This window comes from Lysobacter sp. KIS68-7, assembly GCF_021284745.1.
Classification (GTDB): domain Bacteria; phylum Pseudomonadota; class Gammaproteobacteria; order Xanthomonadales; family Xanthomonadaceae; genus Noviluteimonas.
In genome coordinates this window covers 1164629-1188711 of record NZ_CP089925.1, presented here as the reverse complement: position 1 = coordinate 1188711, position 24083 = coordinate 1164629, and the positions used below count along the sequence as shown (strand labels likewise).

Here is a 24083-nt window from a genome sequence, read left to right as displayed (position 1 = left end):
ATTCGCGGGACTTTTACGTCGATCGCCGTTCACGTCGCTTCGCTATAGTCGGCCCATGTTGCGCAACATGCTGCCGCTGCTCGCCGCCCTCGTTTGCTGTGCTTCCGCGCCGCTGGAAGCGCAGCAAGCGCCCGCGCAGAATTCCCCGTCGACGATCAAGCCACCGCCGCTCACCAGCGCGCCGATCCGCCTGGATCCGCGTCGCGACGAACTGCGCGCCGCCATCGAAGCCGCCGACCGCGGCACGCTCTCGACGGCGCAATCGGAGGCGATCGCCACGCACCCGGCGGCGGCATGGGTCGAATACGCCGCACTCAAGCGCGACATCGACACACTGCCCGCGAGCCGCGGCCAGGCCTTCCTCGCGAAGTACAAAGGCCAGGCCGTCGCCGGCGCGTTCCGCGAGATCTGGCTCGCATCGCTTTCGCGCAAGCAGGATTGGCCGACCTTCCGCCTCGCGTGGTCCAACGACATCGACGATCTCGGGCTGCGCTGCGCGGAACTCGATGCACGCCAGGCCACCGGCAACGCCGATGCGCAATGGGTGCGCGATGCGCAGGCGGCGTGGTCGGGCACCGCCAAAGCGTTTCCCGAAACCTGCGATGCGCCGTTCGCGATCCTCGCGTCGAAGGGCGGCCTGACGTCGGCGATGCGTTGGGAACGCATCGACAAGGTCGCGGCGAATTGGGATTCGGCTTCGATGCGCGCCGCCGCGCGCGGCTTGCCGTCCGAAGAAAAAGCGCTCGCCGAGGATTACGCGTCGTTCTTCGATGCCGTGAACGATCGCGCGCTCGGTTGGCCGAAGACGGCGCGCAGCCGGATGATGGCGTCGCAAGGGCTCGCGCGCCTGGCGAAGTCGCTGCCGATGTCCGTCGACACGCAGTTACCGAAGTACGCGCAGGCTTTCGATTTCACCGAAGCCGACCGCGGGCGCGTGCTGTACCAGGCCGCGCTGTGGACGGTGGCCTCCTACGAACCGGATTCCGCGAAGCGCCTCGCCGACGTGCCCGCTTCCGCCTACGACGAGCGCCTGCACGAGTGGCGCGTGCGCGAGGCGATGTCGCGCAGCGATTGGCCCGCTGCCTTGTCGGCGATCGAGAAGATGGGCGACAAGCAGCGCAGCGATTCGCGCTGGACCTACTTCGAGGCGCGCCTGAAGGAAATGACGGGCGACAAGGCCGGCGCGCAAGCGCTCTATCGCCAGGCCGCGCGCAAGCCGGAATTCCACGGATTCCTCGCCGCCGATCGCATCGACCAGCCGTATGCGCTGTGCCCGGTGGATCCGCAGGTCGGCGGCGCCGCGCAGGCGCAGGTGGCGCGCGATCCGGCGATCGTGCGCGCAATGGCGCTGTACCAGGTGGATCGCCCGGGTTGGGCGCAGCGCGAATGGGACGATGCGCTCTCGCGCTTCGACGACATGCAGCGTCGGAATGCGGTGGCGGTGGCGCAGGAGAACGGTTGGTTCGACCGTGCCGTGTTCGCGCTCGGCAAGCAGCCGGAAGAACAACGCATGTACGCGCTGCGCTTCCCGATCCACCACGACGCGACCATCCGCCGTGAAGCGGCGAAGAACGGACTCGATCCGGCGTGGGTCGCCGCGGAGATCCGCGCCGAGAGCGTGTTCAATCCGAACGCGCGCTCGGGTGCGAATGCGATGGGCCTGATGCAGATCGTGCCGACCACGGGCCTTGCGACCGCGCGCCGCATCGGCGTGCCCTGGAACGGCGTGCAGACCCTGTACGACCCCGACGCGAACATCGCCATCGGCGCGGCCTATCTGCGCGAGCTCTACGACAAGTACGGCCCGCCGTACATGGTGCTCGCCGGTTACAACGCAGGCCCGGCGCCCCTGGCGCGCTGGCAGGCGCAGCGGCCCGGCATGGATCCGGATTTCTGGATCGAGACCCTCAGCTACAAGGAAACGCGCGAGTACGTCGCGCGCGTGCTGGCCTTCAGCGTGATCTACGACTGGCGCCTCAACGGCGACGCCGCACCGATATCGCAGCGGATGCTGGGCAAGACCGCGGCGCGCAAGTCCTTCGAATGCCCGGGGCCCCTTGCGGCGGCCTCGAAATCCGAGGCGCAATAGGCCACATAATCGGCGGCATGCAGACCTACCTCGTCGGCGGCGCGGTGCGGGATCGTCTCCTCGGCTTGCCGCCGGGGGATCGCGACTTCGTGGTCGTGGGCGAAACGCCCGAAGCGATGCATGCGCGCGGATTCAAGACGGTGGGCCGTGATTTCCCGGTCTTCCTGCATCCGAAAACGGGCGAGGAGTACGCGCTCGCGCGCACCGAACGCAAGTCCGGCCGCGGCCATCGCGGCTTCGTCGTGGATGCGCACCCGGACGTGACGCTCGAGCAGGACCTGGAGCGTCGCGACTTCACCATCAACGCCATCGCGCAAGCCGAGGACGGCACGCTCGTCGATCCCTTTGGTGGCGAGCGCGATCTGAAGGCGCGCGTCTTGCGCCACGTTGGCGCTGCGTTCTCCGAGGATCCGCTGCGCGTGTTGCGCGCGGCGCGCTTCATGGCGCGGTTCGGGTCACTGGGCTTTACTGTCGCGCCGGAAACGATGGCGTTGATGCGCGGAATGGTCGAGAGCGGCGAGCTCGCCGAACTCGTGCCCGAGCGCGTGTGGCAGGAACTGGTGCGCGCGCTCGCTTCGGCCACGCCTTCGGCCTTCCTGCAAACGCTGCGTTCCTGCGGTGCGCTCGGTGTGGTGCTGCCTGAAGTCGACGCGCTCTACGGCGTGCCGCAGCGCGCCGAATACCACCCGGAAGTCGATACGGGCGTGCATATCGAACTCGTGTGCGACATGGCCGCGATGATTGCACCTGGCGACGATGTCGTGGGCTTCGCCGCGCTCGTGCACGACCTGGGCAAGGCGCTCACGCCTGCCGATGTACTGCCGCGGCACGTGGGCCACGAACATGCAGGCGTCGCCCCGCTGCGCGCCTTGTGCGAACGCCTCAAGGTGCCGCGCCAACATGCGGACCTCGGGCGCATCGCCTGTCGCGAGCATCTCAACGTGCATCGTCTGTTCGAACTGCGCGACCGCACCGTGCACGAATTGCTGGTGCGTTGCGATGCGTTCCGCCAGCCCGAGCGTCTGGCGCAACTCGCGCTCGTGTGCGAAGCGGACAAGCGTGGGCGCGCGGGATTGCAGGATTCCGCATATCCGCAGCGCGAGGAGTTGTTGCGCTTGCTGGCGGCGGCGCAATCCGTGCGCGCGGCGGATGTCGCGCGAGAAGGACTCGAAGGCCCGGCCCTCGGCGAAGCGTTGGCGCAGGCGCGCATCCGCGCGATCCGTGCCGCGCGTGCAACGCCGGTGCCCGACGACGAAGACGCCTAAGCGGCGCTGGGTTCGAGCTTCAGCAACGCATCCCGGATCGGCAGCCACAGCGTCGCCAGGCCCAACGCAACACCGATCGTATTGGCGAGCGCATCCCACGGATCCATCGAGCGCGACGTCGTCAGCGTGCCCTGCGCGATTTCCACCAGCACGCCCATCGTAACGAGGCCGCCCGCCGCACGCCATACCGCCGCGCGCGATGCGAACAACTGGACCGCCGTGGCAGACAACAGCGCGTAGCCGATGAGATGTTCCGCCTTGTCGCCGCCCTCAGGCACGTGCGGCAGCAGCAACGCAGGCAGCAGCGATCCGACGACGACCGCCGCGATCATCGTCCACCAGGTGCCCAGCCAACGCTGCGGACGCACGAACGGTTTGAGTGCGCCGCTCCCCGGCCAGCGGATCACAGGCGCCAGCTCAGGTCGCCGGCGAGGAAGGCGACGCCGAGTTCGACGTCGCGCTGGAAGCCCATCACCTGGAAACGCTCGCCCATCTCGCCGGGCAAGGTGAGGTGCTTGGCTTCCTGGCGCAGGCGATAACGCCCTGCTTCGTCCTGCGCACGCGATTCGGCCGCGGCGAGGTTGCGTTCCAGGCCGTTGCCGATGAGGAAGCTTGCCTGCGCGCAGTAACCGGTGAAATCGAACCCCGCACCGGTCCCCGCCTCGGCGAGCGCGGTGAAGTCGACGGACGCGGTGAGATCCTGCAACCCGGGCCATGCGTACACGTCTTCGCGCATGCGGTGTCGATAGAACGCGCGCAAGGTGCCGTCGCTGCGTTGCGCGGAGTAGTACTCGCCGCGCGGATAGCCGTAATCGACGAACAGCATCGCGCCGCTGCGCAAGCCACCGATGACGGCCTGGATCCAGTACGGCAATTGCGGCAGCAGCTCGGAGCGATAGCCGTCGGGGAAATCGCCTTCCTTGCGCTGGCGTTCGACGTGTCGCACTGCGGCGGCGAGCAGCGCATCGGCGGGGCGATCGGTGCGCACGAAGCGCCCTTCCCCATCCAGCGCCACGTGTTCTTCGAATACTTCGCCGTCGCGCAAGGTAAAGCGCGGCGTCGGCAAGGCATCGATCACTTCATTGGCGAACAGCACGCCGTTCCAGGAGTCCTGCGGCGGCGCATCGAGCCAGTCGACCAGATCGTAGAGCAGCGGATTGAGTTGCTGGCGCAAGCGCTCCTGTTGGCGTGCGCGCAGGTCGGCGCTCGGTTCGAGGATGGCGTAGCGCGAAGGCAGGGCGTCGGCCGCGAGCAGTTTCTTGAGCGCGACTTCCGCGAACGCGCCGCTGCCACCGCCGAGCTCGACGATGTCGGCGCCCGGGCCGAGTTGCTGCATCACCGGCGCGAGGCTGTCGGCCACGCAGGCCGCGAACAGGGGCCCGAGCTCGGGGGCGGTGATGAAGTCGCCCGCCGCGCCGAACTTCGTCGCGCCCGCGCTGTAGTAGCCCAATCCCGGCGCGTAGAGGCAGAGCTCCATGAAGCGGGAGAACGGGATCGCCCCGCCCGCACCGTGGATCTGCGCGCGGATCAGGTTGGCCAGGCGCTCGCTATGAGCGAGGGCGTCGGCGTCGGGGAGCGGAAGTCGGGCGGGATCGTCCGGGGAAGAGGCGGACATGGCAGGCGAATGCGGCAACATTGCCGGCAGGATAGCCGGAAGCAGCGCAACTCCCCATGATGGCGCCCATGAGCATCGAACCCCACGTCGTCCTGGTCACCGGCAGCGCCCGTCGCCTGGGCGCGACCATCGCACGCACGCTGCACGGGGCGGGCTACTCGGTGGCGCTGCATTGCGGTCGCTCGCGCGAGGAGGCGGATGCGCTGGCGGCCTCGCTGGAAGCCGCGCGCGCCGGCAGTACGCGCGTGCTGCAGGCGGACCTCACGCAATTCGATCGATTGCCGGAACTGATCGCGCAGACCGTGGGCCACTTCGGCCGGCTCGATGCGCTGGTGAACAACGCCTCGGCGTTCTTCCCCACGCCCGTCGGCGAGGCGACACCCGCGCAATGGGATGCGCTGTTCGGTGCGAATGCGCGCGCGCCCTACTTCCTTGCGCAGGCCGCGGCACCGCACTTGCGCGCCACGCACGGTGCGATCGTCAACCTGGTCGACATCTACGGCGAACGCCCGATGCGAGCGCACACGCTCTACGGCATGAGCAAGGCGGCGCTGGCGTACATGACGCGCTCGCTTGCGCTGGAACTGGCGCCGGAGGTACGCGTCAACGGCGTGGCGCCAGGCGCGATCCTGTGGCCCGATTCGGGCAAGGACGATGCGGCGAAACAGGCGATGCTCGAACGCACGCCGCTCGGACGCACGGGCACGCCCGAGGAAGTGGCCGAAGCCGTGCGCTGGTTGCTGCGCGATGCCACCTATACGACCGGCCAGGTGTTGCGCCTGGACGGCGGGCGCATGCTCGAGGGCTAAAGCGCGACGGTCTGCAGCAGCGCGTCGTGGTCCGGATGCGCGCGCCACATCGTGGCCAATGTTTCGCCGCGCACCGGATCCACGAATCCGGGCGCGATGTCGGCGAGCGGGCGCAGCACGAAGGCGTGGCGCAACTCGGGGCGCGGAAGCTGCAGTTGTGGCGTGTCGAGCACGAGATCGCCGAAGTACACCAGGTCGATGTCGAGCGTGCGGTCGTTGAACTTCACCGGGCCGCGCACACGGCCGTTTGCGCTTTCCAGCGCGTGCAGCCAATCGACGAGCGCATGCGCATCGAGGTCGGATTCGACGATCGCCGCGGCGTTGAGGAAATCCGGGCCGTCGAAGCCGACCGCGGGGAAGCGATAGATCGGCGACAGGACCACTTCGCCGAAGCGCGCGCGCAGCGCATCGATCGCCGCGCGCAGGTGCCGCTCGGGTTCGACGTTGCTGCCGAGGCTGAGGTAAGACTTGGTCACTCGCGACTGCGTTCGATGATCACGCCCACCGCCGTCGCACCGCGCACGGCGCCGGGCTTGCTGAGCTTCAATCGCACGTGCCGCACGCCGAACTCGTCGAGGATCAGCGCGGCGCAACGCTCGGCCAGCGTTTCGACGAGACCGAAGTCGGATGCGGTCACGAAGGCGATCAGGCGCTTGCTCACCGCCTTATAATCGAGCGTGTCTTCGATGGCGTCGGTGGCCGCGGGCTTGCGGTTGTCGAAGGCCATCTCGACGTCGAAGCGCAGCGGCTGGCGGATGCGCCGCTCCCAATCGTAGATGCCGATCAGGGCCTCGATCTCGAGGCCTTCGATGAAGACTTTGTCGTGGCTCATGCAGGCGTGCGCGACTGGACGGCGGGCAACGATGCCATATCCCAGCGCGGTTGCACCGTGACTTCCGCGTTCGCGCGCTGGCCGTCGACCAGACGCAGCGCGCCGGCGAAGGCGATCATCGCGCCGTTGTCGGTGCACAGCGACGGACGCGGGAAGCACACGCGGCCACCGCGCTTTTCCGCGATCTGCTGGAGCTTGGCGCGCAGGCGCTTGTTCGCGCCCACGCCGCCGGCCACCACGAGCGTGTCGCAACCGGCGGCATCCAGCGCGCGTTCGCACTTGATGGCGAGCGTGTCGACCACCGCGTCTTCGAAGCCGCGCGCGATGTCGGCCTTGGTCGTATCGCTGTGGTCGCTGTCGCGCCAAGCCAGCAGCACCTGCGTCTTCAGGCCGCTGAAACTGAAATCGAGGCCGGGGCGGTCGGTCATTGGACGCGCGAACTTGTAGGCGCCCGGGCGTCCGGTTTCGGCCAACGCCGCGAGTTGCGGACCGCCGGGGTACGGCAGCCCCATCAGCTTGGCGGTCTTGTCGAAGGCCTCGCCTGCGGCGTCGTCCAGGGTTTCGCCCAACAGCCGGTAGGAGCCGATCGCATCGACTTCCACCAGCTGCGTATGGCCGCCGGAGACGAGCAATGCGACGAACGGCGGCGCGAGGTCGGGGTCCTCCAGCAGTGGCGCCAACAGGTGGCCTTCCATGTGATGGACGCCGATGGCGGGCAGATCGAGGGCCCAGGCCAGCGACCGGGCCACGCCCGCCCCCACCAGCAGGGCGCCGACGAGGCCGGGACCGGCCGTATAGGCCACGCCATCCAGGTCCGAGGTCGACAGGCCTGCTTCTGCAAGGGTCTGCCGGATCAGCGGCAGGAGCTTGCGAACGTGGTCGCGACTCGCGAGTTCGGGCACCACGCCGCCATATTCGGCGTGCAGCGCGATCTGGCTGTAGACCGCGTGCGCGCGCAGGCCCTCGGGGCCGGGGCGTGCGGTGTCGTAGACGGCCACGCCGGTTTCGTCGCAGGAGGTTTCGATGCCGAGGACGCGCATGGCCTGAAATGTGGGGATTGGAGCACCGGATCCGAAGGAGCGGGGCGTGCGCGGTTGCGCCTTCGGAAAGGGTGCCGGTATCATACGCGGCTCGCCGGGCCTTCCCCGGCTCAAGCGCCCTTCACGGGGCGACCTTCCAGAACAGAGAAACCGTATGCCGAGCGTCAAAGTCCGCGAAAACGAGCCTTTCGAGTTTGCCCTGCGCCGCTTCAAGCGCACCTGCGAGAAGGCCGGCGTCCTCGCCGAGACCCGCAAGCGCGAGTTCTACGAGAAGCCCACGCAGGAACGCAAGCGCAAGGCCGCCGCCGCGGTGAAGCGCCAGGCCCGTCGCACCTCGCGCGACGTGACCAAGCGCCAGCGCCTGTACTGATCGCTTCGGGGCTTCGGCCCCAATCGTGATCCCGCGAAGCCGGCTGCGCTCCTAGCGCGCCGGCTTTTCGCATTTCTGCCGACCGCCATCGAGGGACCGCCATGAGCCTCAAGACCCAGCTCACCGACGACATGAAGACCGCCATGAAGGCGGGTGACAAGGAACGCCTCGGCGTGATCCGCCTCGTCAACGCGGCGATCAAGCAGAAGGAAGTGGACGAGCGCATCGAACTCGACGACGCCCAGGTGCTCGCCGTGCTCGACAAGATGGTCAAGCAGCGCCGCGATTCGGTGTCGCAGTACGACGCGGCCGGTCGCGAAGACCTCGCCGGGATCGAGCGCGCGGAGATCGCGGTGATCGAGCACTACCTGCCGGCGAAGTTGTCGGAAGCGGAGATCGTGGACATCGTCGACGGCGCGATCCGCGACAGCGGCGCCGCGGGCCCGGCCGACATGGGCAAGCTGATGGGCGTGCTCAAGCCGCGCCTGGCCGGCAAGGCCGACATGGGCGATGTTTCGGCGATCGTGAAGCGGCGCCTGGCCGGCGGCTGAGTCTGGCGCCGCCGCGTGGCATGCTGACGAACAATGGCCCGCATCCCCGACGCCTTCATCGATGACCTGCTCGCGCGCTCCGACATCGTCGAGGTGATCGCAGCGCGCGTGCCGTTGAAGCGCCAGGGCAAGGAATTCGCGGCGCGCTGCCCCTTCCACGACGAACGTTCGGCGAGCTTCACCGTTTCGCCGACCAAGCAGTTCTACCACTGCTTCGGCTGCGGCGCGCACGGCACCGCCATCTCCTTCCTGATGAATTACGACCGCCTCGAGTTCCTCGACGCGGTCGACGAGCTCGCCAAGCGCGTCGGCATGGAAGTGCCGCGCGATACGCAGCAGCGCAACCAGGATTCGGACACGCACGACCTGTACGCCGCGCTCGACGCGGCGGCGAAATTCTTCCGCAAGCACCTGGCCGGCAGCGACAAGGCGAAGGCCTACGTCGAGCGCCGCGAGATTTCCGCGGACATCGCCGAGCGCTACCTCATCGGCTACGCGCCGGACGGCTTCAACGCGCTACGCGATGCGCTCGGCACCGACCAGCGCCGCATGCAACTGCTCGAGCGCGCGGGCCTGTTTTCGAAGAACGACAAGGGCCACGTCTACGACAAGTTCCGCGATCGCCTGATGTTCCCGATCGCGGATCGACGCGGGCGCACCATCGCCTTCGGCGGCCGCGTCATCGATCCCGAGGACTCGCCGAAGTACCTCAATTCGCCGGAGACCGCGCTCTTCCACAAGGGCCGCGAGTTGTACGGCCTGTGGCAGGCGCGCCAGGTCAACAGCAAGCTCGAACGGCTGATCGTGGTCGAGGGCTACATGGACGTCGTCGCGCTTGCGCAGTACGGCGTGACGCAGGCAGTGGCGACGCTCGGCACGGCGACCACGCCCGACCATGCGGAGCTGTTGTTCCGCAACGCGGCGGATGTGTATTTCTGTTTCGACGGCGATCGCGCAGGACGCGGCGCCGCGTGGAAAGCGCTGGAGTCGGTGCTGCCGCGCATGAAGGATGGCCGGCAGGCGTTCTTCCTGTTCCTGCCCGACGGCGAGGATCCCGACACCATCGTGCGCAAGGAAGGGGTGGAAGGCTTCGATGCGCGCCTGCGCCAGGCGACGCCGCTCTCCGAGTTCTTCTACGGGCAGATGACCGCCGACGTGAACCTGTCGAGCCTCGACGGCAAGGCGCGCCTGGCCGAACGCTGCAAGCCCCTGCTCGCGCAGATTCCGGATGGCGCGTTCGGCGACCTGATGAAGCAGCGGCTGACGGAGCTCACCGGCGTCGGCGCGCGGTCGAGCCAGCCCGAGCAACACGTCCCCGCGCAGCGCGCGCGCAACGCCCCGCCCGTGCATGCGCCCAAGCGCAGCCTCGTGCGCAGTGCGATCGCGCTGTTGTTGCAGCAACCTTCCGTCGCACTCGCACTGCAGCCGCCCTATCGCTTCGCCGCCCTGCGCCAGCCGGGCATCGAGCTGCTGTCCGAACTCGTGGCGCTGGTGCGCGAACGTCCGGACATCCGCACCGGCGGCGTGCTGGAACATTTCGGCGAGCGCGAAGAGGCGGCCGCGTTGCACAAGCTCGCCACGCAAACGCTGCCGGGCAACGACGCCATGTGGCAGGCCGAATTCCTCGACACGATGGCGCAGCTCGAAAAGCAGACCGTGCAGCAACGCATCGACGAGCTGCAGGAAAAGCAGCGCGAAGGCGCGCTCGACGATCGCGACAAGGACGAACTGCGCGGGCTCCTGCTCACCCGCGCCTGATCAGTAGCCGCCCGGATAAGGATTCGGATTCGGGTTGGGCATCGGATAGGGTTCGGGCTCCGACGCATCGTCGAAGTCGTGCACGGCCGCTACGCTCCAGGCCTGCCCCGGCACCGTGCCGACCGGTGTCTGCGTCGCTGCATTGCCCGAACGCCAGATCACGTCGTGCCCGCTTGCGCTGTCGCGCCACAGGATGTCGGCGATGCCGTCGTCGTTGAAATCGCCGACACCCGCCACCTGCCAGCTCGCTGCCGCCACCGTCGACAGCACGATGGCTTGCGCGCCGTTCGCCGCGCGCCAGAGCACGTTCTGCCCGGTCGTCGCATTGCGCCACAGCACATCGTCGCGATGGTCGCCGTTGAAATCGCCGACGCCGACGACGTGCCATGCGGGATTCGCCACCGTGACCAGCGAAACCGCAGACCCCGCGTTGCCGCGACGCCATGCGACGTTGCGCCCCGTGACGCGATCACGCCACAGGATGTCGGCGTACAGGTCGCCGTCGAAGTCGCCGACGCCCACGATCTGCCAGTTCTGGCTCGTGACCGTGGCCACCGGCATCGCCATCGAACTCATGCCGCGCCGCCAGATGACATTGGCGCCGCTGCGGTTGTGGTGCCAGAGGATGTCGTCGGCGCCGTCGTAGTCGAAATCGCCGATGCCGGCGACCACCCAATCCTGGCTCGGCACCGCAGTGATCGCCATCGCCGACATGTTGTTGCAGCCGCCCCAGGCGCTGTTCGCGCCGGTCTGCATGTCGCGCCACAACACATCCCCCACGCCGTCGCCGTTGAAGTCGCCGACGCCGACCACGTGCCAGCGCGTGGCCACCGTCGAGACCGTCCGGGTCATCCCGCCGCTGGCGGATTTCCAGATCACGTTCTGCCCGGTCTGGCCGTTGCGCCAGAGCACGTCGGCCTGGCCGGCAACGACGGTCGCGGGCACGCACGCCAAGGCGATGGCCAGGGAAGAGATCGTGGGAATGAATGCGCGCATGCCAAGCCTCCGCATGGGAGGGAGCGCTCGGACGCTGCAAGCTAGATACGCCCGCTGGTCGGATGCGGGCGTGAAGGATGCGAGGGGCGGCTGGCCTCAGGCGGGCGCGGACGCCAGCGCCCAGAGCACGGCGGCGCACAGTGTCAGGAACAGCAGTACGCGCGCGCTGCGCTCGCTGCGGTCGGAGTCGGTCGAACGGTGCATGGCAATTTCCCCTGTACGCACCCCTTCCCCGGTGCGCAGCCCGATGAAACGCCGATGCAGGACGATGCGATGCGAAATGCGTCACAGGCTGGGCGTCGTGTAACAGGCAGGGGTTGTTACAGCGCGGAATCGCGACGAATTCCGCGGTTTTTCCACAAGACGGGCGAATCGCCATGAGGTGTCGGGTGTGTCTTGTCCACTCCATACGACAAGTCGCGGCCAAGACACACCCGACACCTCACGTCGCTCCGCTCGCGATTTGATGCCCTCGCGGAGCGTCTGGGGTTGTGGGCGCGCCGCAATCCACCGCTTCCGCGCCTACACCGTAAATTCTGATGGACGGCCCCTGCCCACCTCGGCGCTGCGCCGTCGCGTGCGTCACCTTCGGCAGGCAACGTGCCTAGCGACATTTGTGGGCACGCGCCCCTTCGGACCGAAGGTGCGTCCCCAAAAATTGATATCTAGGCACCTTGCCCTCCGAAGCGGGACGCACATGCCGATGCAGCGAGCGAGGGGGCAAAGTGCCGACCGTCCGGAGCCGGAAGTTGGCGCACGCGATCGCATCGCGGTGGCACGCGGCCTCCAGACGCTCCGCGCAAACATCGGATCGCGAGCGGAGCGACGCGAGACGTCGTGTGTCTCCTGGACGGGAGTGCGTCATCGAGCGGCCAGGAGACACACGACGGCTCGTGGCGGTCCGCCCTTCTGGTGTCAGTCAGTCACCCAACCGGCTGGAATTGCATCCCAGGCGCACCCTGCAGGAACGGCATCAGCCAGTGGTCCAGCAGCAGGAAGGCGAACAGCGCCATCAGGTACACGATCGAATACTGGAAGGTCTTCATCGCGAAGAACTCATCCGGCGGATCCAGCAACTTCCACGCATACCAAAGGAAGACCGCACCGAGCACGATGGCACCACCGAGATAGAAGTTGCCGCTCATCTCGATCACCCGCGGCAGCATCGTCGCCACCACCAACAGCACCGTGTAGAACAGGATCTGCCAGCGCGTGTAGGTCACCCCGTGCGTCACCGGCAGCATCGGGATCATCGCCTTCGCGTAATCCTCGCGGCGGAAAATCGCCAGCGCCCAGAAGTGCGGCGGCGTCCACAGGAAGATGATCAGCACCAGCAGCAACGCGTGCGGCCAATCCCACTCGCCCTGCATGCCGGTCACCGCGGACCAGCCAAGCAGCGGCGGCGCCGCGCCGGCGATGCCGCCGATCACGATGTTCTGCGGCGTCGCGCGCTTCAGGTACCCGGTGTAGACGATCGCGTAGCCGATCAGCGACGCGAAGGTCAGCAGCGCGCAAATCACGTTGACGAGCAACACCAGGATCGCCATCGACGCGATGCCCAGCGTCAGCGCGAAGGCAACCGCCTGCGACGTGCGCAAGCCACCGGTCGGCAACGGACGATCGTGCGTGCGCGCCATCACCGCATCGATGCGCTGGTCGAGCACGTGGTTGATCGCCGCCGCCGAGGCCGCGGCCAGCCAGATGCCCAGCAGGCCGAACACGCTTTCCTGCAGCGGTGGCAGGCCCGGCACGGCCAGGAACATGCCGACGAGCGCGGTGAACACGATCAGCGCCACCACGCGCGGCTTGGTCAACGTCCAGTACTGGGCCACCTGCGAACGCATGCTGTCCTCAGGTCTCCGGCGGGCGCACGCGCGCGATCAGGGAGACGAGCACGAACAGCAGCAGCGCCGCGCCCGCGTTGTGCAGCACCGCGACGTGCAGCGGCAGGCCGAGCTTCACGTTGGCGATGCCGAGTGCGACCTGCGCCAGCAGCAACGCACCCAGCGTCACGCCCCAGGCAAGCATGCCCGGGATGCGCACGAGTCGGAACGCCAGGAACGCGAGGTAGCAGAACGCGACGCCCGCCATCATGCGATGCGCCATCTGGATCGCGATGCGCGACTGGCCGTCGAGCACGCCGCCTTCGTAATCCACGCCGATGCCGCGCCAGAGCACGAATCCCTGGTGGAAATCGGTCGGGGGCCACCACTGGCCCACGCACTTCGGGAAATCATTGCCGCACGAGAGCGCGGCGTAATTGGCGCTGGTCCAGCCGCCGAGCGCGATCTGGATCGCGAGCAAGGCCAGGCCGATGTAGAGCAGCGTGCGCACGCGGCCTGCGTCGGCGAGGCGGATCGGCAGGTCGGTCGCGCGCCACGCCATCCAGGTCAGGAACGAGAACGTGGTCAGGCCGCCGAGCAGGTGCCCCATCACGACGATGGGTTTGAGCAGCCACGTCACGGTCCACATGCCCAGCAAGGCCTGGAAGATGATGATGGCAAGCGTGAGCGTGGCGGCGCGTGCGAGATCCACGTTGGACCATCGCAAGGCTGCGAACAGCAACACGCCCTCGCCTGCGATCGCGAACGCCGATGCGGCGGCATGTTGGCCATGCATGTACAAGGGAATGCCGATGCCCACGAGGATCGCGGCGATCAGCACCTGCGCGATGCCATGCTGGCGACGACGCGCGGCAAGCAGTGCAAGCGAGAGCACGAGGATGCCGAGCGAACCGGCGAGCATGCGGTGCACCTGCTCGCGCCACGCCTTGTGCGGTTCGACCGCGCGGATGGCGGTGGCAGCGTGGTCGACAGCGTCCGTCGCGAGCTTGGGCCAGGTGGCGCGGCCGTAGCAGGTCGGCCAGTCGGGGCAGCTCAGGCCCGCATTCGACAAGCGCACGAAGGCGCCGAACACGATCACGCCGAAGGCGAGCGCGACCGCGAGCCACGCGATGCGATGGAAATTGCGGTGCAACACGACGGGTTTCTGCGGCGCCATCTCAGTTCACCTTGAGCAAACGGGACAGGTCGGTCCGCAGGCCGGACGCGTCGAAGCCGGGAGCGTAGCGCAGAACCACCCAGCCGTTGGGGTCGAGCACGTACACGGGGAACCCCTTCGCGTCCTCCGCGCGCGGCATGCCGTCGCGCAGCGCATCGCTCATCTTCAGGTTGTGCAGCGTGGCCGGGCGCGGGCCGCCCTGCGGCAGCGGGCCCACCCACAGCACGTGCACGCGGTCGGCGTCTTTTCCGGAGAGCTGCCACACCTTGTCGAGCTGCTCGAGCAGCGATTCGCACGCGCGGCGCTGCGCGCCATCGCAGTCATGCGTCATCGCCACGATGCGCCACGTGCGCGGTGCGTCGCTCCACTTGTACGGCGTGCCGTCGACCTGCATCGGCACGACCTGGCGCAGGTCCGCCGGCGGCTGCAGCAGTTCGCCCGCGTTCTTCATGCCGGCCGGGCGCCAGCCGGAGAAGCGCAGCAGGCCTGCGAGGATCAGCGCGCCGAAGAACAGCGCCGCGATGGCGACGAGCGCCCAGCGGTTGCGATTTCGGGTGGCGCGATCGATGGCGTCTTGGTGCTGCGTCATTTGCGGGGTTTCCGGAGCGTCAGGACCACCGCGGTGACGAGCACCGCGAGTGCGAGCGCCCACCATTGCACGGCGTAGCCGAGGTGGCGTTCGGGGGGAAGGGTGTTGGGGAGGATGTCGAGGTCGCGTGCGTAGCCGCCGGGGAGTGCGGGGTCGAGGCGGATGACGCGATCGATCGTGCCGATGTGCGTCGCGGCGGCAATGGCCTCGTTGTCGACGCGTGTCATCACCCAGCGCGTCTTGCTGATGTCCTGCATCGCCGGCCCAAGTTTCAGGCCGCTCGACGGCAAGGGCGTGCTGAGGCCGCGAATGTGTTGTCGGCCGGTCGGGCAGGATTCGCGCGGCATCGTGCGGTCGCCGCCGACGGGCAGCCATCCGAAGTCGATCAAACGCCGTGGCGCCGCCGCGTCCGGCTGGACGATGCAGTACATGTGCACGCCCGCCCGGCCTTCGCGCATCTGGTTGTCGAGGAACAGGGTCGGCGGGAGCATCTGCCCTTCGCCGTCCACCCATTCGATGCCGCCGATGACGTCCGAGTCGAGGGCATGCACGGGCTTGTCGCGCAGCACTTCCGCCACGCTGGCCAGCAGCGCCTGCTTCTCATGCATCCGATCCCACTGCCAGAACCCCAGGCGCGCAAACCCCGCCATGGCCAGCAGCGCCAGCGCCCAGCCGAACCAGAGCGTCTTCGTACGGGTCACGCGACTTTCCCCGCGTGGCGCGATAATGCGGACGAACCCACTTCGAGCTCCAACCCCGCCATGAGCGATTCGCTGAAGACGCTGGTCATCGTCGCGGTCCTGATCCTCATCCTCTGGAACCTCGGCGCCGGGCTCTACTACATGCTGGTCGACAAGGGCACGACCAAGCGGACGGTCAACGCGCTGACCAAGCGCATCGCGCTGTCGGTCGCACTCATCCTGTTCGTCATCCTGGCGATCTACATGGGGTGGATCACGCCGCACGGCATCGGCCGCGCACCGCCGCACTAAACCCCCGGAGACCAGACGGGCCGGCAAGCCGGCCCGTGGTGTCGAACGCTTCGCTCCGCGCTTACAGCACGTAGACGAAGAGGAACAGGCCCAGCCACACCACGTCGACGAAGTGCCAGTACCAGGCCACGGCTTCGAAGGCGAAGTGGTTTTCGCGGTTGAAATGGCCCGCAGCGCAACGGAACCAGATGATCGCCAGCATGATAGTGCCGAGCGTCACGTGCGCGCCGTGGAAGCCGGTGAGCATGAAGAAAGTGGAACCGTAGATGCCCGAGCCGAGCGTCAGGTTCAGTTCCTTGTAGGCGTGCAGGTACTCGTGCGCCTGGAAGTACAGGAAGAGCGCGCCGAGCATCACCGTCATGCCGAGGAACAGCAGCAGCTGCTTGCGGTGGCCGGCCTTCAGCGCGTGGTGCGCGATGGTGACGGTCACGCCCGAGGACAGCAGGATCAGGGTGTTGAGCAGCGGGAGGCCCCACGCCGGGATCGTGTTGTACACGCCACCGATGTCGCCCGGGCCGTTGCTCGGCCAGCCGCCAGTGAAGCCCGGCCACAGCAGCATGTGCGTGGCGACCTTCTGGCCTTCGCCGGTGAGCCACGGCAACGCGAACGTGCGCGCGTAGAACAGCGCACCGAAGAACGCGGCGAAGAACATCACCTCGGAGAAGATGAACCACACCATCCCCATGCGGAAGGAGGTGTCCACCTGCTTGTTGTAGAAACCGCGCAGCGACTCGCGGATGACGTCGCGGAACCAGTTGAACAAGATGGCGGCGAGGAACGCGATGCCGAGGAAGAAGACGATCTTGCCGACGGGCTCGTCATTGAGCCAGAAGGCGAAACCAATCATCGTCGTGAACAACGCGACCGAGGCGATCACCGGCCAGCGGCTGCCGTGCGGCACGTAGTAGACGTTCGCGTCGTGGGAGTCGTGGTGCGCTTGGGCCATGGCTGGTCTTCCGATGATTCGTATGGGGCTCAGGGAGCCGCGTGCGGCAGGTTCGAACCACCCTTCGGCGCGTTGATCTGCGCGGTCTGGGCATCGTTCTTGTAGAAGGTGTACGAGAGCGTGATCGTGTTGACGTCGTCCGGCAACGCCGGGTCGACGATGAAGCGCACCGGCATGTCGCGGCCTTCCCCGGCCTCGAGCGTCTGTGCGGTGAAGCAGAAGCATTCGGTCTTGCTGAAGTAACCCGACGCGCGCGCCGGCGCCACGGAGGGCACGGCGTTGCCGACGATCGCGCGGTCGCTGGTGTTGCGCGCGAAGTACTTCGCCTCGTACTGCTCGCCCGGGTGGACCTGCATCGTCGCCTGTTCGGGCTTGAAGGCCCAGGGCAGCTTGGAGTTCACGCCGCCGTCGAACACGACGGTCACCGTGCGGCCGACCTGCGCCTTTCCACCCACCGGCGCTTCGACGGCCTGCTTTTCCAGGCGCACGCCGAACACCTTCTCGCAGGCGATGCGATACAGCGGCACGAGCGCGAAGGTGAAAGCGAACGCGGCAATCGCCACGCCCACCATCTTCGCGATGCCCATCGTCTTCTTCGGGGCGGGCGCGTTCATGCCTTGAACACTCCCGACAGCATGAAGGCCACGTACACCGCCACCGCGACCGCAGCGACGATCAGCGCAGTGCGGCGCGCGCTCTTGCGGCGCGCGGCGACTTGCGGATCGTTCATCGGAGGCAGGGATTCGGCCATGGGGGTCGCTCGACGGCGCTGCGCGCCGTCAGTCGAAGTCCATGTGGGCGAAGTCGCCGTGGGCCAGGTCGCCGTCCTTGATCACCGGCGGCGTGCTGAAGGTGTGGTGCGGGGCCGGCGACGGCACCGTCCATTCCAGGCCGCGCGCGCTTTCCCACACGCGATCCGTCGCCTTCGCACCGTTACGCAGCGAGGAGTACAGGATGGCGAACATCATGAACGGCGTGAGGAACATGCCGAACGCGCCGATCGAGCTGACCATGTTCCAGTCCGCGAACACGACGTTGTAGTCCGGGATGCGGCGCGGCATGCCGGCCAGGCCCAGGAAGTGCTGCGGGAAGAACAGCAGGTTGACGAAGATCACCGACCACCAGAAGTGGAACTTGGCGGCGGTCTCGTTGTACATGCGGCCCGTCCACTTCGGCCACCAGTAGTACACGGCGGCGATGATGGAGAACAGCGCGCCGGTCACGAGCACGTAGTGGAAGTGCGCGACCACGAAGTAGGTGTCGTGGTACTGGAAGTCCGCCGGCACGATCGCGAGCATCAGGCCCGAGAAGCCGCCGATGGTGAACAGGATGACGAAGGCGATCGCCCACAGCATCGGGGCTTCGAAGGAGATCGAGCCCTTCCACATCGTGGTGACCCAGTTGAACACCTTCACGCCCGTCGGCACCGCGATGAGCATGGTGGCGAACATGAAGTAGATCTCGCCGCCCAGCGGCATGCCCACCGTGAACATGTGGTGCGCCCACACGATGAACGACAGGAACGCGATCGACGCGGTGGCGTACACCATCGCCTGGTAGCCGAACAGCGGCTTGCGCGAGAAGGTCGGGATGATCTCCGAGGCCACGCCGAAGGCGGGCAGGATCATGATGTAGACCTCGGGGTGCCCGAAGAACCAGAAGATGTGCTGGAACATCACCGGGTCGCCGCCGCCCGCCGCCGAGAAGAAGCTGGTGGCGAAGAACTTGTCGGTGAGCAGCATCGTCACGGCGCCCGCGAGCACCGGCATGACGGCGATCAGCAGGAACGCGGTGATCAGCCAGGTCCAGCAGAAGATCGGCATCTTCAGCAGGTCCACGCCCGGCGCGCGCATGTTGAGGATCGTCGCGATGACGTTGATCGCGCCCATGATCGAGCTGATGCCCATCATGTGGATGGCGAAGATCGCGAAGGCGACGTTGTAGCCACCCTGCAGCGACAACGGCGGATACAGCGTCCAACCGCCGGCGGGCGCGCCGCCCGGCAGGAACAGCGTCATCAGCAGCAGCGTGAAGGCGAACGGCAGGATCCAGAAGGACCAGTTGTTCATGCGCGGCAGCGCCATGTCCGGCGCGCCGATCTGCAGCGGCACCATCCAGTTGGCCAGGCCGACGAAGGCCGGCATCACGCCGCCGAAGATCATCACCAGTGCGTGCACGGTGGTCATCTGGTTGAAGAACTCGGGCTTCACGAACTGCAGGCCCGGCTGCATCAACTCGGCGCGGATCACGACCGACATCGCGGCGCCGATGATGAACATCATGAACGAGAACAGCAGGTACAGCGTCCCGATGTCCTTGTGGTTCGTGGAGAAGAACCACCGCTCGACGAAGCCCTGCTTGTGGTCGTGGGCGTCGTGGTGGACGGCGTCGTAGTTGGCCATGGCCTAACCTCGGGTAATGCGAATGCGGAAGAGTCGTGGCGCGGTAAGGCGTGTGGCCTTACGGCGCCGCGGTCGCGGTGGCGGTGGCCGAAGCCGCGGCGGGCTGCTTCTGCGAAGCGAGCCACTGGCGGAATTCGGCCTTGGAGACGGCCTTGACCACGATCGGCATGAAGCCGTGGTCCTTGCCGCACAGTTCGGCGCACTGGCCGCGGTAGATGCCCGGTTCCTTGATGTCGGTCCAGGCCTCGTTGATGATCCCGGGGATCGCGTCCTGCTTCCAACCCAGCGACGGCACCCACCAGGCGTGGATCACGTCGTCGGCGGTGATGACGAAGCGGATCTTCGTGTCGACCGGCACGACGAGCATGTTGTCGACTTCGAGCAAATAGTTGCGCTGCTCGGGGTTGTTCCAGGAAGGCACTTGGTGGGACTGGCGCATCGCGTCGCTGGCCTTGGCCAGGCGGCTGGTGAAGTGCACGTCCTCGCCGAGGTACTCGTACTTCCACATCCACTGGTAGCCGGTGATCTTCACCGTCATCTCGGCGTTGCGGGTGTCGTACATCGCGATGAGCTTGGCGGTCGCCGGCCACGCCATGCCGACCAGCAGGATGACCGGGACGAGCGTCCACACGATCTCCAGCTTGGTGCTGTGCGTGAAGTTGACGTCGGCGACGGCGCCCTTGGAGTGGCGGAACTTGAACATCGCGTAGGCCATCGCGCCGAACACAATGATGCCGATCACGACGCAGATCCACAGCGCCACCATGTGCGCTTCCCACGCCATCTGCGAGGAATGCGTGACGCCCTGGCGCATGTTCAGCTGCCAGGGGTGCGGTGCGGAGGGCTCGGCGACCGGCGCCGCGAACGCGGCGGCGGAGGCCATCAAGGCGAACACCGCAGCAGCGGCGCGAACGCCCCATGCCTTGGCGCCGAAGGTGTTGAAGCCTGCTTTCATCAGATCGAGCCCCGCAGCTGAATGCAATTCATGTTCGTGTGTTGGTCGCCCGGCTCGCTTCGAGCATCGCGCGAAGGCGTTGCGCGAGCTGGAGGCGTTCGGACGGACCGAGGAAGGCGCCGACTTCGCAACGGACTCCGCTGCTCGCCAGCTCGATGGACCCATCGTCGTCCGCGACTTCCAGGCGCACCCACACGGGATGTGCGCGGAACACGGGCGCCGGCTGCGCCGACCGCCAGACCTCGACCGCTTCCGGCCCGATCGAAATGACTTCCCGACGCTCGCCCAGCCGCCAGAGCCACCGCAGCGCCGCCGCGACCATCACGCTGTCGAGCAGCGCGAATGCCGGGGCGAAGACGTTGCCGGCCCACCAGCCCAACAGGGCCACCAGCCACATTGCAGCGGCCAGCGTGGCGAACAGCGCAACGAATTGCCGGGCCGTCATCGCCCGGGGCGGCCGCAACCGGAGTTGCGTACCCGTACCAGGGCCCGACGGCACCATCTCGATCATGCCGAACCGCAACCGGGCGCATCACGCAACCGGGTGCGGAAAACCGCGAAATGGTAGCCCCCGGCGCCGTGCGGCGGCAAGCGCGCGCCCGCTACACTATGCGGCTCGACACGGTTCCCCCTGGGCGAAATGACCGAGCTTTCCTCCCCCGCGGCGGCGATGAGGCCGCTGTTGTCGCCGGAATTGCCTCCGGCAGCCGATCCGCTCCGCGCTGCGATCACCGCCGCCTGGGTGCGCGACGAATCCGAGCATGTGCGCGAACTCCTCGCACAGGCCCGCCAACCCGACGCCGACCGCGCCGCCATCCAGGCCACGGCCGCCGACCTGGTGCGCCGCGTGCGCGACCGGGCGCAGGACCAGGGCGCCATCGAAGCCTTCATGCGGCAGTACGACCTCGGCAGCGAGGAAGGCGTGCTGCTGATGTGCGTGGCCGAGGCCCTGCTGCGCATCCCCGACCAGGACACCGCCGACAAGCTGATCCGCGACAAGCTCGGCGATGCGGACTGGAAGAAGCACATGGGCCAGTCCGACTCGATCCTCGTGAACGCGTCGACCTGGGGCCTGATGCTGACCGGCCACCTCGTGGACCTGGCCGACGACACCAAGCGCGACGTCCACAACGCCTTCAAGCGGCTGATCGGCCGCGTCGGCGAGCCCGTGGTGCGCCTGGCCGTGCGCCAGGCGATGCGCATCATGGGACACCAGTTCGTCATGGGCCGCACCATCGGCGAGGCGCTCTCGCGTTCGCGCAAGGGCGACAACGCGGCCTACCGCTACTCCTTCGACATGCTCGGCGAAGGGGCGCTGACCACCAAGGACGCGCTGCGTTACCTCGGCGCCTATCGCGAAGCGATCAAGGCGATCGGCCAGAGCGGCCACTTCGTCGGCACCGACGTGTTCGCCGCGCCGTCGATCTCGGTGAAGCTCTCCGCGCTGCACCCGCGCTACGAGCACGCCAAGCGCGCGCGCGTGATGGATGAACTCGTGCCGCGCGTGCTGGAACTCGCGCAGCTCGCCAAGTCCTTCGGCATCGGCTTCACCATCGACGCCGAAGAAGCCGACCGCCTCGAACTCTCGCTCGACGTCATCGCGGCTGCGTACGCCGACAAGTCGCTCGACGGCTGGGAAGGCTATGGCCTGGCGATCCAGGCCTACCAGAAGCGCGCGCCGTTCGTGATCGATTACATCGCCGGCCTTGCGCGCCGCACCGGCCGCCGCATTCCGGTGCGCCTGGTGAAGGGCGCGTACTGGGACAGCGAGGTGAAGCGCGCGCAGGTGGACGGCCAGCCGGGCTACCCGACGTTCACGCGCAAGCCGAACACGGACGTGAGCTATCTCGCCAACGCGCGCCGCATGCTGGACGCGCCGGATGCGATCTATCCGATGTTCGCCACGCACAACGCGCACACGATCGCGGCGATCCATCGCCTCGCGCGCAGCGGGCAGCAGAAGAAGAACTTCGAATTCCAGAAGTTGCACGGCATGGGCGACGATCTTTACGCCGAAGTCGTGCCCGCCGACCGCCTCGATGCGCCCTGCCGCGTGTATGCGCCGGTGGGATCGCACGAAGACCTGCTGCCCTACCTGGTGCGCCGCCTGCTCGAGAACGGCGCGAACTCCAGCTTCGTCAACCGCATCACGGACGAAGACGTGGCGATCGACGACCTGATCCGAGATCCGGTCGAAACCGTCGAAGCCTTTGCCAGCATCCCGCATCCGCGCATTCCGCTGCCGCGCGATCTGTACCGCAGCCAGGCGACCGATGTCGCCGACGAGAGAGACAATTCCATGGGCATCAACCTCGCCAACGACGCGCAGCTGCGCGCCCTCGCCGAACAGGTCAACGCCGCGACGAAGCACGTCTGGCGCGCTGCGCCGCTGGTGCCGGGTGCGAACGTGGGGGGCACCGACATCGACGTGACCAATCCCGCCGACCGCCGTGAAGTCGTCGGCAAGTGGCGCCCGGCCGACAGCGCGACCGTGGAGAAGGCGTTGCAGAACGCCGTCGCGGCGCAGCCCGCGTGGGATGCCACGCCCGCCGCGTCGCGCGCCGCCATCCTCGAACACGCCGCGACGCTGCTCGAAAAGCGCATGCCCGACTACATCGCGCTGTGCACGAAGGAAGCCGGCAAGACCATCCCCGACGGCATCGCCGAAGTGCGCGAAGCCGTCGACTTCCTGCGTTACTACGCGGGCCAGGCGCGCAAGCTGTTCGGTCATCCGGAAAAGCTGCCGGGGCCGACCGGCGAATCGAACGAACTGCGCCTGCAGGGCCGCGGCGTGTTCGTGTGCATTTCGCCGTGGAATTTCCCGCTCGCGATTTTCCTCGGCCAGGTCGCGGCCGCGCTGGCCGCGGGCAACAGCGTGATCGCCAAGCCGGCCGAGCAGACCAACCTCATCGGATACGCAGCGGTGAGGCTGCTGCACGAAGCGGGCATTCCGGAAGCCGTGGTGCAGTTCCTGCCGGGCGACGGTGCGACGGTCGGCGCTGCGCTCACCAAGGATCCGCGCGTGGCGGGCGTCGCGTTCACCGGTTCGACCGACACCGCGCGCGCCATCAATCGTGCGCTGGCCGCGCGCGATGCCGCGATCGGCGTGCTGATCGCCGAGACCGGCGGCCAGAACGCGTTGATCGGCGATTCCTCGGCGCTGCCGGAACAGCTGATCAAGGACGCGCTGTCCTCGGCGTTCACGTCCGCGGGCCAGCGTTGCTCGGCCGCGCGCGTGCTGTTCGTGCAGGACGACATCGCCGACAAGACGATCGGCATGCTCGCCGGCGCGATGGCGGAACTGCAGGTCGGCGACCCGGGCCTGCTCTCGACCGACGTCGGCCCGGTGATCGACACCGATGCGCTGGGCATGCTCGACGCCCACGCCACGCGCATGCGCGGCGAAGCGAAGCTGATCGCGCAGGCGAAGATGGGCGAGGCGACCGAACACGGGACGTACTTCGCGCCGAGCGCGTGGGAGATCGACTCGATCGACCGCCTGCACAAGGAAGTCTTCGGTCCCGCGCTGCACGTCGTGCGCTGGAAGGCGGACGACCTGGACAAGGTGATCGATGCGATCAACGCGACCGGTTACGGCCTGACGCTCGGCATCCATTCGCGCATCGACGAGACGATCGACCACATCGTGGCGCGCGTGAAGGTCGGCAACGCCTACGTCAACCGAAACCAGATCGGCGCGGTCGTCGGCGTGCAGCCCTTCGGCGGCCAGAACCTGAGCGGCACCGGCCCGAAGGCCGGCGGCCCGCACTACCTCCCGCGCTTCGGCACGGAGAAGACGGTGACGGTGAACACGACGGCGGCGGGCGGCAACGCGTCGCTGTTGACGCTGGGCGACTGATCGAGCGAAGACATC

General features: G+C 67.6%; 24 protein-coding genes. 8 read left to right on the top strand and 16 right to left on the bottom strand.

All coding sequences use genetic code 11. The features are described 5' to 3' along the window. Positions 1 to 55: 55 nt before the first annotated feature. Together LVB87_RS05605 and LVB87_RS05600 are read left to right on the top strand one after the other, a co-directional pair. A complete protein-coding gene (locus LVB87_RS05605; protein WP_232899910.1) occupies positions 56 to 2089 on the top strand; it encodes a lytic transglycosylase domain-containing protein in 2034 nt (677 codons plus the stop codon). Between the two features lie 17 nt (positions 2090 to 2106). Further along, on the top strand, positions 2107 to 3354 hold the full coding sequence (locus LVB87_RS05600) for a multifunctional CCA addition/repair protein (protein ID WP_232899909.1): 1248 nt from the start codon (positions 2107 to 2109) through the stop codon (positions 3352 to 3354). Here the strand turns inward: LVB87_RS05600 and LVB87_RS05595 are convergent. Both LVB87_RS05595 and LVB87_RS05590 read right to left on the bottom strand, forming a co-directional pair. Next, positions 3351 to 3722 carry a VanZ family protein gene (locus tag LVB87_RS05595; protein ID WP_232899908.1) on the bottom strand — a complete coding sequence of 124 codons (372 nt, stop codon included), beginning with the start codon at positions 3720 to 3722 and terminating at the stop codon, positions 3351 to 3353. The two genes, LVB87_RS05600 and LVB87_RS05595, sit on opposite strands and share 4 nt — an antisense overlap. A 35-nt stretch (positions 3723 to 3757) precedes the next feature. Further along, the gene (locus LVB87_RS05590) at positions 3758 to 4969 is read right to left on the bottom strand and encodes an SAM-dependent methyltransferase (protein WP_232899907.1); all 1212 of its coding nucleotides are present in this window, start codon (positions 4967 to 4969) and stop codon (positions 3758 to 3760) included. 59 nt (positions 4970 to 5028) lie between these two features. On the opposite strand from LVB87_RS05590, the gene LVB87_RS05585 reads away from it, so the two are divergent. Then, a complete protein-coding gene (locus tag LVB87_RS05585) occupies positions 5029 to 5778 on the top strand; it encodes a pteridine reductase (RefSeq protein ID WP_232900482.1) in 750 nt (249 codons plus the stop codon). On the opposite strand, the gene folK is transcribed toward LVB87_RS05585, so the two are convergent. Genes folK through tsaD form a run of 3 tightly spaced genes read right to left on the bottom strand, consistent with a single transcriptional unit; the run spans position 5775 to position 7650 of the window. Continuing rightward, the gene (gene folK, locus LVB87_RS05580) at positions 5775 to 6254 is read right to left on the bottom strand and encodes a 2-amino-4-hydroxy-6-hydroxymethyldihydropteridine diphosphokinase (RefSeq protein ID WP_232899906.1); all 480 of its coding nucleotides are present in this window, start codon (positions 6252 to 6254) and stop codon (positions 5775 to 5777) included. The two genes, LVB87_RS05585 and folK, sit on opposite strands and share 4 nt — an antisense overlap. Next, positions 6251 to 6610, bottom strand: coding sequence for a dihydroneopterin aldolase (folB, locus tag LVB87_RS05575; RefSeq protein WP_232899905.1), 360 nt, complete (start codon positions 6608 to 6610; stop codon positions 6251 to 6253). The genes folK and folB overlap by 4 nt, the downstream gene beginning before the upstream one ends. After that, positions 6607 to 7650 (bottom strand): tRNA (adenosine(37)-N6)-threonylcarbamoyltransferase complex transferase subunit TsaD, encoded by a 1044-nt coding sequence (gene tsaD / locus LVB87_RS05570; RefSeq protein WP_232899904.1) that lies wholly within the window; start codon positions 7648 to 7650, stop codon positions 6607 to 6609. The genes folB and tsaD overlap by 4 nt, the downstream gene beginning before the upstream one ends. Positions 7651 to 7804: 154 nt before the next feature. Between tsaD and rpsU the strand changes: the two genes are divergently transcribed. The 3 genes from rpsU (at position 7805) to dnaG (ending at position 10329) form a co-directional block, all read left to right on the top strand. Next, a complete protein-coding gene (gene rpsU / locus LVB87_RS05565; protein ID WP_036170822.1) occupies positions 7805 to 8020 on the top strand; it encodes a 30S ribosomal protein S21 in 216 nt (71 codons plus the stop codon). Positions 8021 to 8121: 101 nt separating this feature from the next. Continuing rightward, positions 8122 to 8571 (top strand): GatB/YqeY domain-containing protein, encoded by a 450-nt coding sequence (locus LVB87_RS05560; protein ID WP_232899903.1) that lies wholly within the window; start codon positions 8122 to 8124, stop codon positions 8569 to 8571. Between the two features lie 33 nt (positions 8572 to 8604). After that, a complete protein-coding gene (gene dnaG / locus LVB87_RS05555; protein WP_232899902.1) occupies positions 8605 to 10329 on the top strand; it encodes a DNA primase in 1725 nt (574 codons plus the stop codon). Here dnaG and LVB87_RS05550 read toward each other — a convergent pair whose 3' ends face one another. The 5 genes from LVB87_RS05550 to LVB87_RS05530 all read right to left on the bottom strand — a co-directional run bounded on the left by LVB87_RS05550 (position 10330) and on the right by LVB87_RS05530 (position 15615). Then, positions 10330 to 11325 carry a VCBS repeat-containing protein gene (locus LVB87_RS05550; protein WP_232899901.1) on the bottom strand — a complete coding sequence of 332 codons (996 nt, stop codon included), beginning with the start codon at positions 11323 to 11325 and terminating at the stop codon, positions 10330 to 10332. A 923-nt stretch (positions 11326 to 12248) separates the two neighbouring features. Then, positions 12249 to 13169 (bottom strand): heme o synthase, encoded by a 921-nt coding sequence (cyoE, locus tag LVB87_RS05545; protein ID WP_232899900.1) that lies wholly within the window; start codon positions 13167 to 13169, stop codon positions 12249 to 12251. Positions 13170 to 13176: 7 nt separating this feature from the next. Further along, a complete protein-coding gene (locus tag LVB87_RS05540) occupies positions 13177 to 14325 on the bottom strand; it encodes a COX15/CtaA family protein (RefSeq protein WP_232899899.1) in 1149 nt (382 codons plus the stop codon). A 1-nt stretch (position 14326) separates the two neighbouring features. Beyond that, positions 14327 to 14914 (bottom strand): hypothetical protein, encoded by a 588-nt coding sequence (locus LVB87_RS05535; protein WP_232899898.1) that lies wholly within the window; start codon positions 14912 to 14914, stop codon positions 14327 to 14329. Then, the gene (locus LVB87_RS05530) at positions 14911 to 15615 is read right to left on the bottom strand and encodes an SURF1 family protein (RefSeq protein ID WP_232899897.1); all 705 of its coding nucleotides are present in this window, start codon (positions 15613 to 15615) and stop codon (positions 14911 to 14913) included. The genes LVB87_RS05535 and LVB87_RS05530 overlap by 4 nt, the downstream gene beginning before the upstream one ends. A 60-nt stretch (positions 15616 to 15675) precedes the next feature. Here LVB87_RS05530 and LVB87_RS05525 point away from each other — a divergent pair, with 60 nt between their 5' ends. Beyond that, on the top strand, positions 15676 to 15906 hold the full coding sequence (locus LVB87_RS05525; protein WP_232899896.1) for a twin transmembrane helix small protein: 231 nt from the start codon (positions 15676 to 15678) through the stop codon (positions 15904 to 15906). 61 nt (positions 15907 to 15967) lie between these two features. On the opposite strand, the gene LVB87_RS05520 is transcribed toward LVB87_RS05525, so the two are convergent. From LVB87_RS05520 to LVB87_RS05495, 6 genes are all read right to left on the bottom strand, one after another. Further along, positions 15968 to 16852 (bottom strand): cytochrome c oxidase subunit 3, encoded by an 885-nt coding sequence (locus LVB87_RS05520; protein ID WP_232899895.1) that lies wholly within the window; start codon positions 16850 to 16852, stop codon positions 15968 to 15970. A 29-nt stretch (positions 16853 to 16881) separates the two neighbouring features. Further along, positions 16882 to 17466: a cytochrome c oxidase assembly protein gene (locus tag LVB87_RS05515; protein ID WP_232899894.1), complete on the bottom strand. Its 585-nt coding sequence runs from the start codon at positions 17464 to 17466 to the stop codon at positions 16882 to 16884. Then, positions 17463 to 17603, bottom strand: coding sequence for a hypothetical protein (locus tag LVB87_RS05510; RefSeq protein WP_232899893.1), 141 nt, complete (start codon positions 17601 to 17603; stop codon positions 17463 to 17465). Before LVB87_RS05510 ends, LVB87_RS05515 begins: the two co-directional genes overlap by 4 nt. Positions 17604 to 17631: 28 nt before the next feature. Further along, positions 17632 to 19254, bottom strand: coding sequence for a cytochrome c oxidase subunit I (ctaD, locus tag LVB87_RS05505; RefSeq protein WP_232899892.1), 1623 nt, complete (start codon positions 19252 to 19254; stop codon positions 17632 to 17634). 58 nt (positions 19255 to 19312) lie between these two features. Continuing rightward, on the bottom strand, positions 19313 to 20137 hold the full coding sequence (gene coxB / locus LVB87_RS05500; RefSeq protein WP_232900480.1) for a cytochrome c oxidase subunit II: 825 nt from the start codon (positions 20135 to 20137) through the stop codon (positions 19313 to 19315). Between the two features lie 100 nt (positions 20138 to 20237). Beyond that, a complete protein-coding gene (locus LVB87_RS05495; RefSeq protein WP_232899891.1) occupies positions 20238 to 20720 on the bottom strand; it encodes a DUF2244 domain-containing protein in 483 nt (160 codons plus the stop codon). A gap of 129 nt (positions 20721 to 20849) precedes the next feature. Here LVB87_RS05495 and putA point away from each other — a divergent pair, with 129 nt between their 5' ends. Beyond that, positions 20850 to 24068, top strand: coding sequence for a bifunctional proline dehydrogenase/L-glutamate gamma-semialdehyde dehydrogenase PutA (putA, locus tag LVB87_RS05490; RefSeq protein WP_232899890.1), 3219 nt, complete (start codon positions 20850 to 20852; stop codon positions 24066 to 24068). The last annotated feature ends 15 nt before the right edge of the window (positions 24069 to 24083 follow it).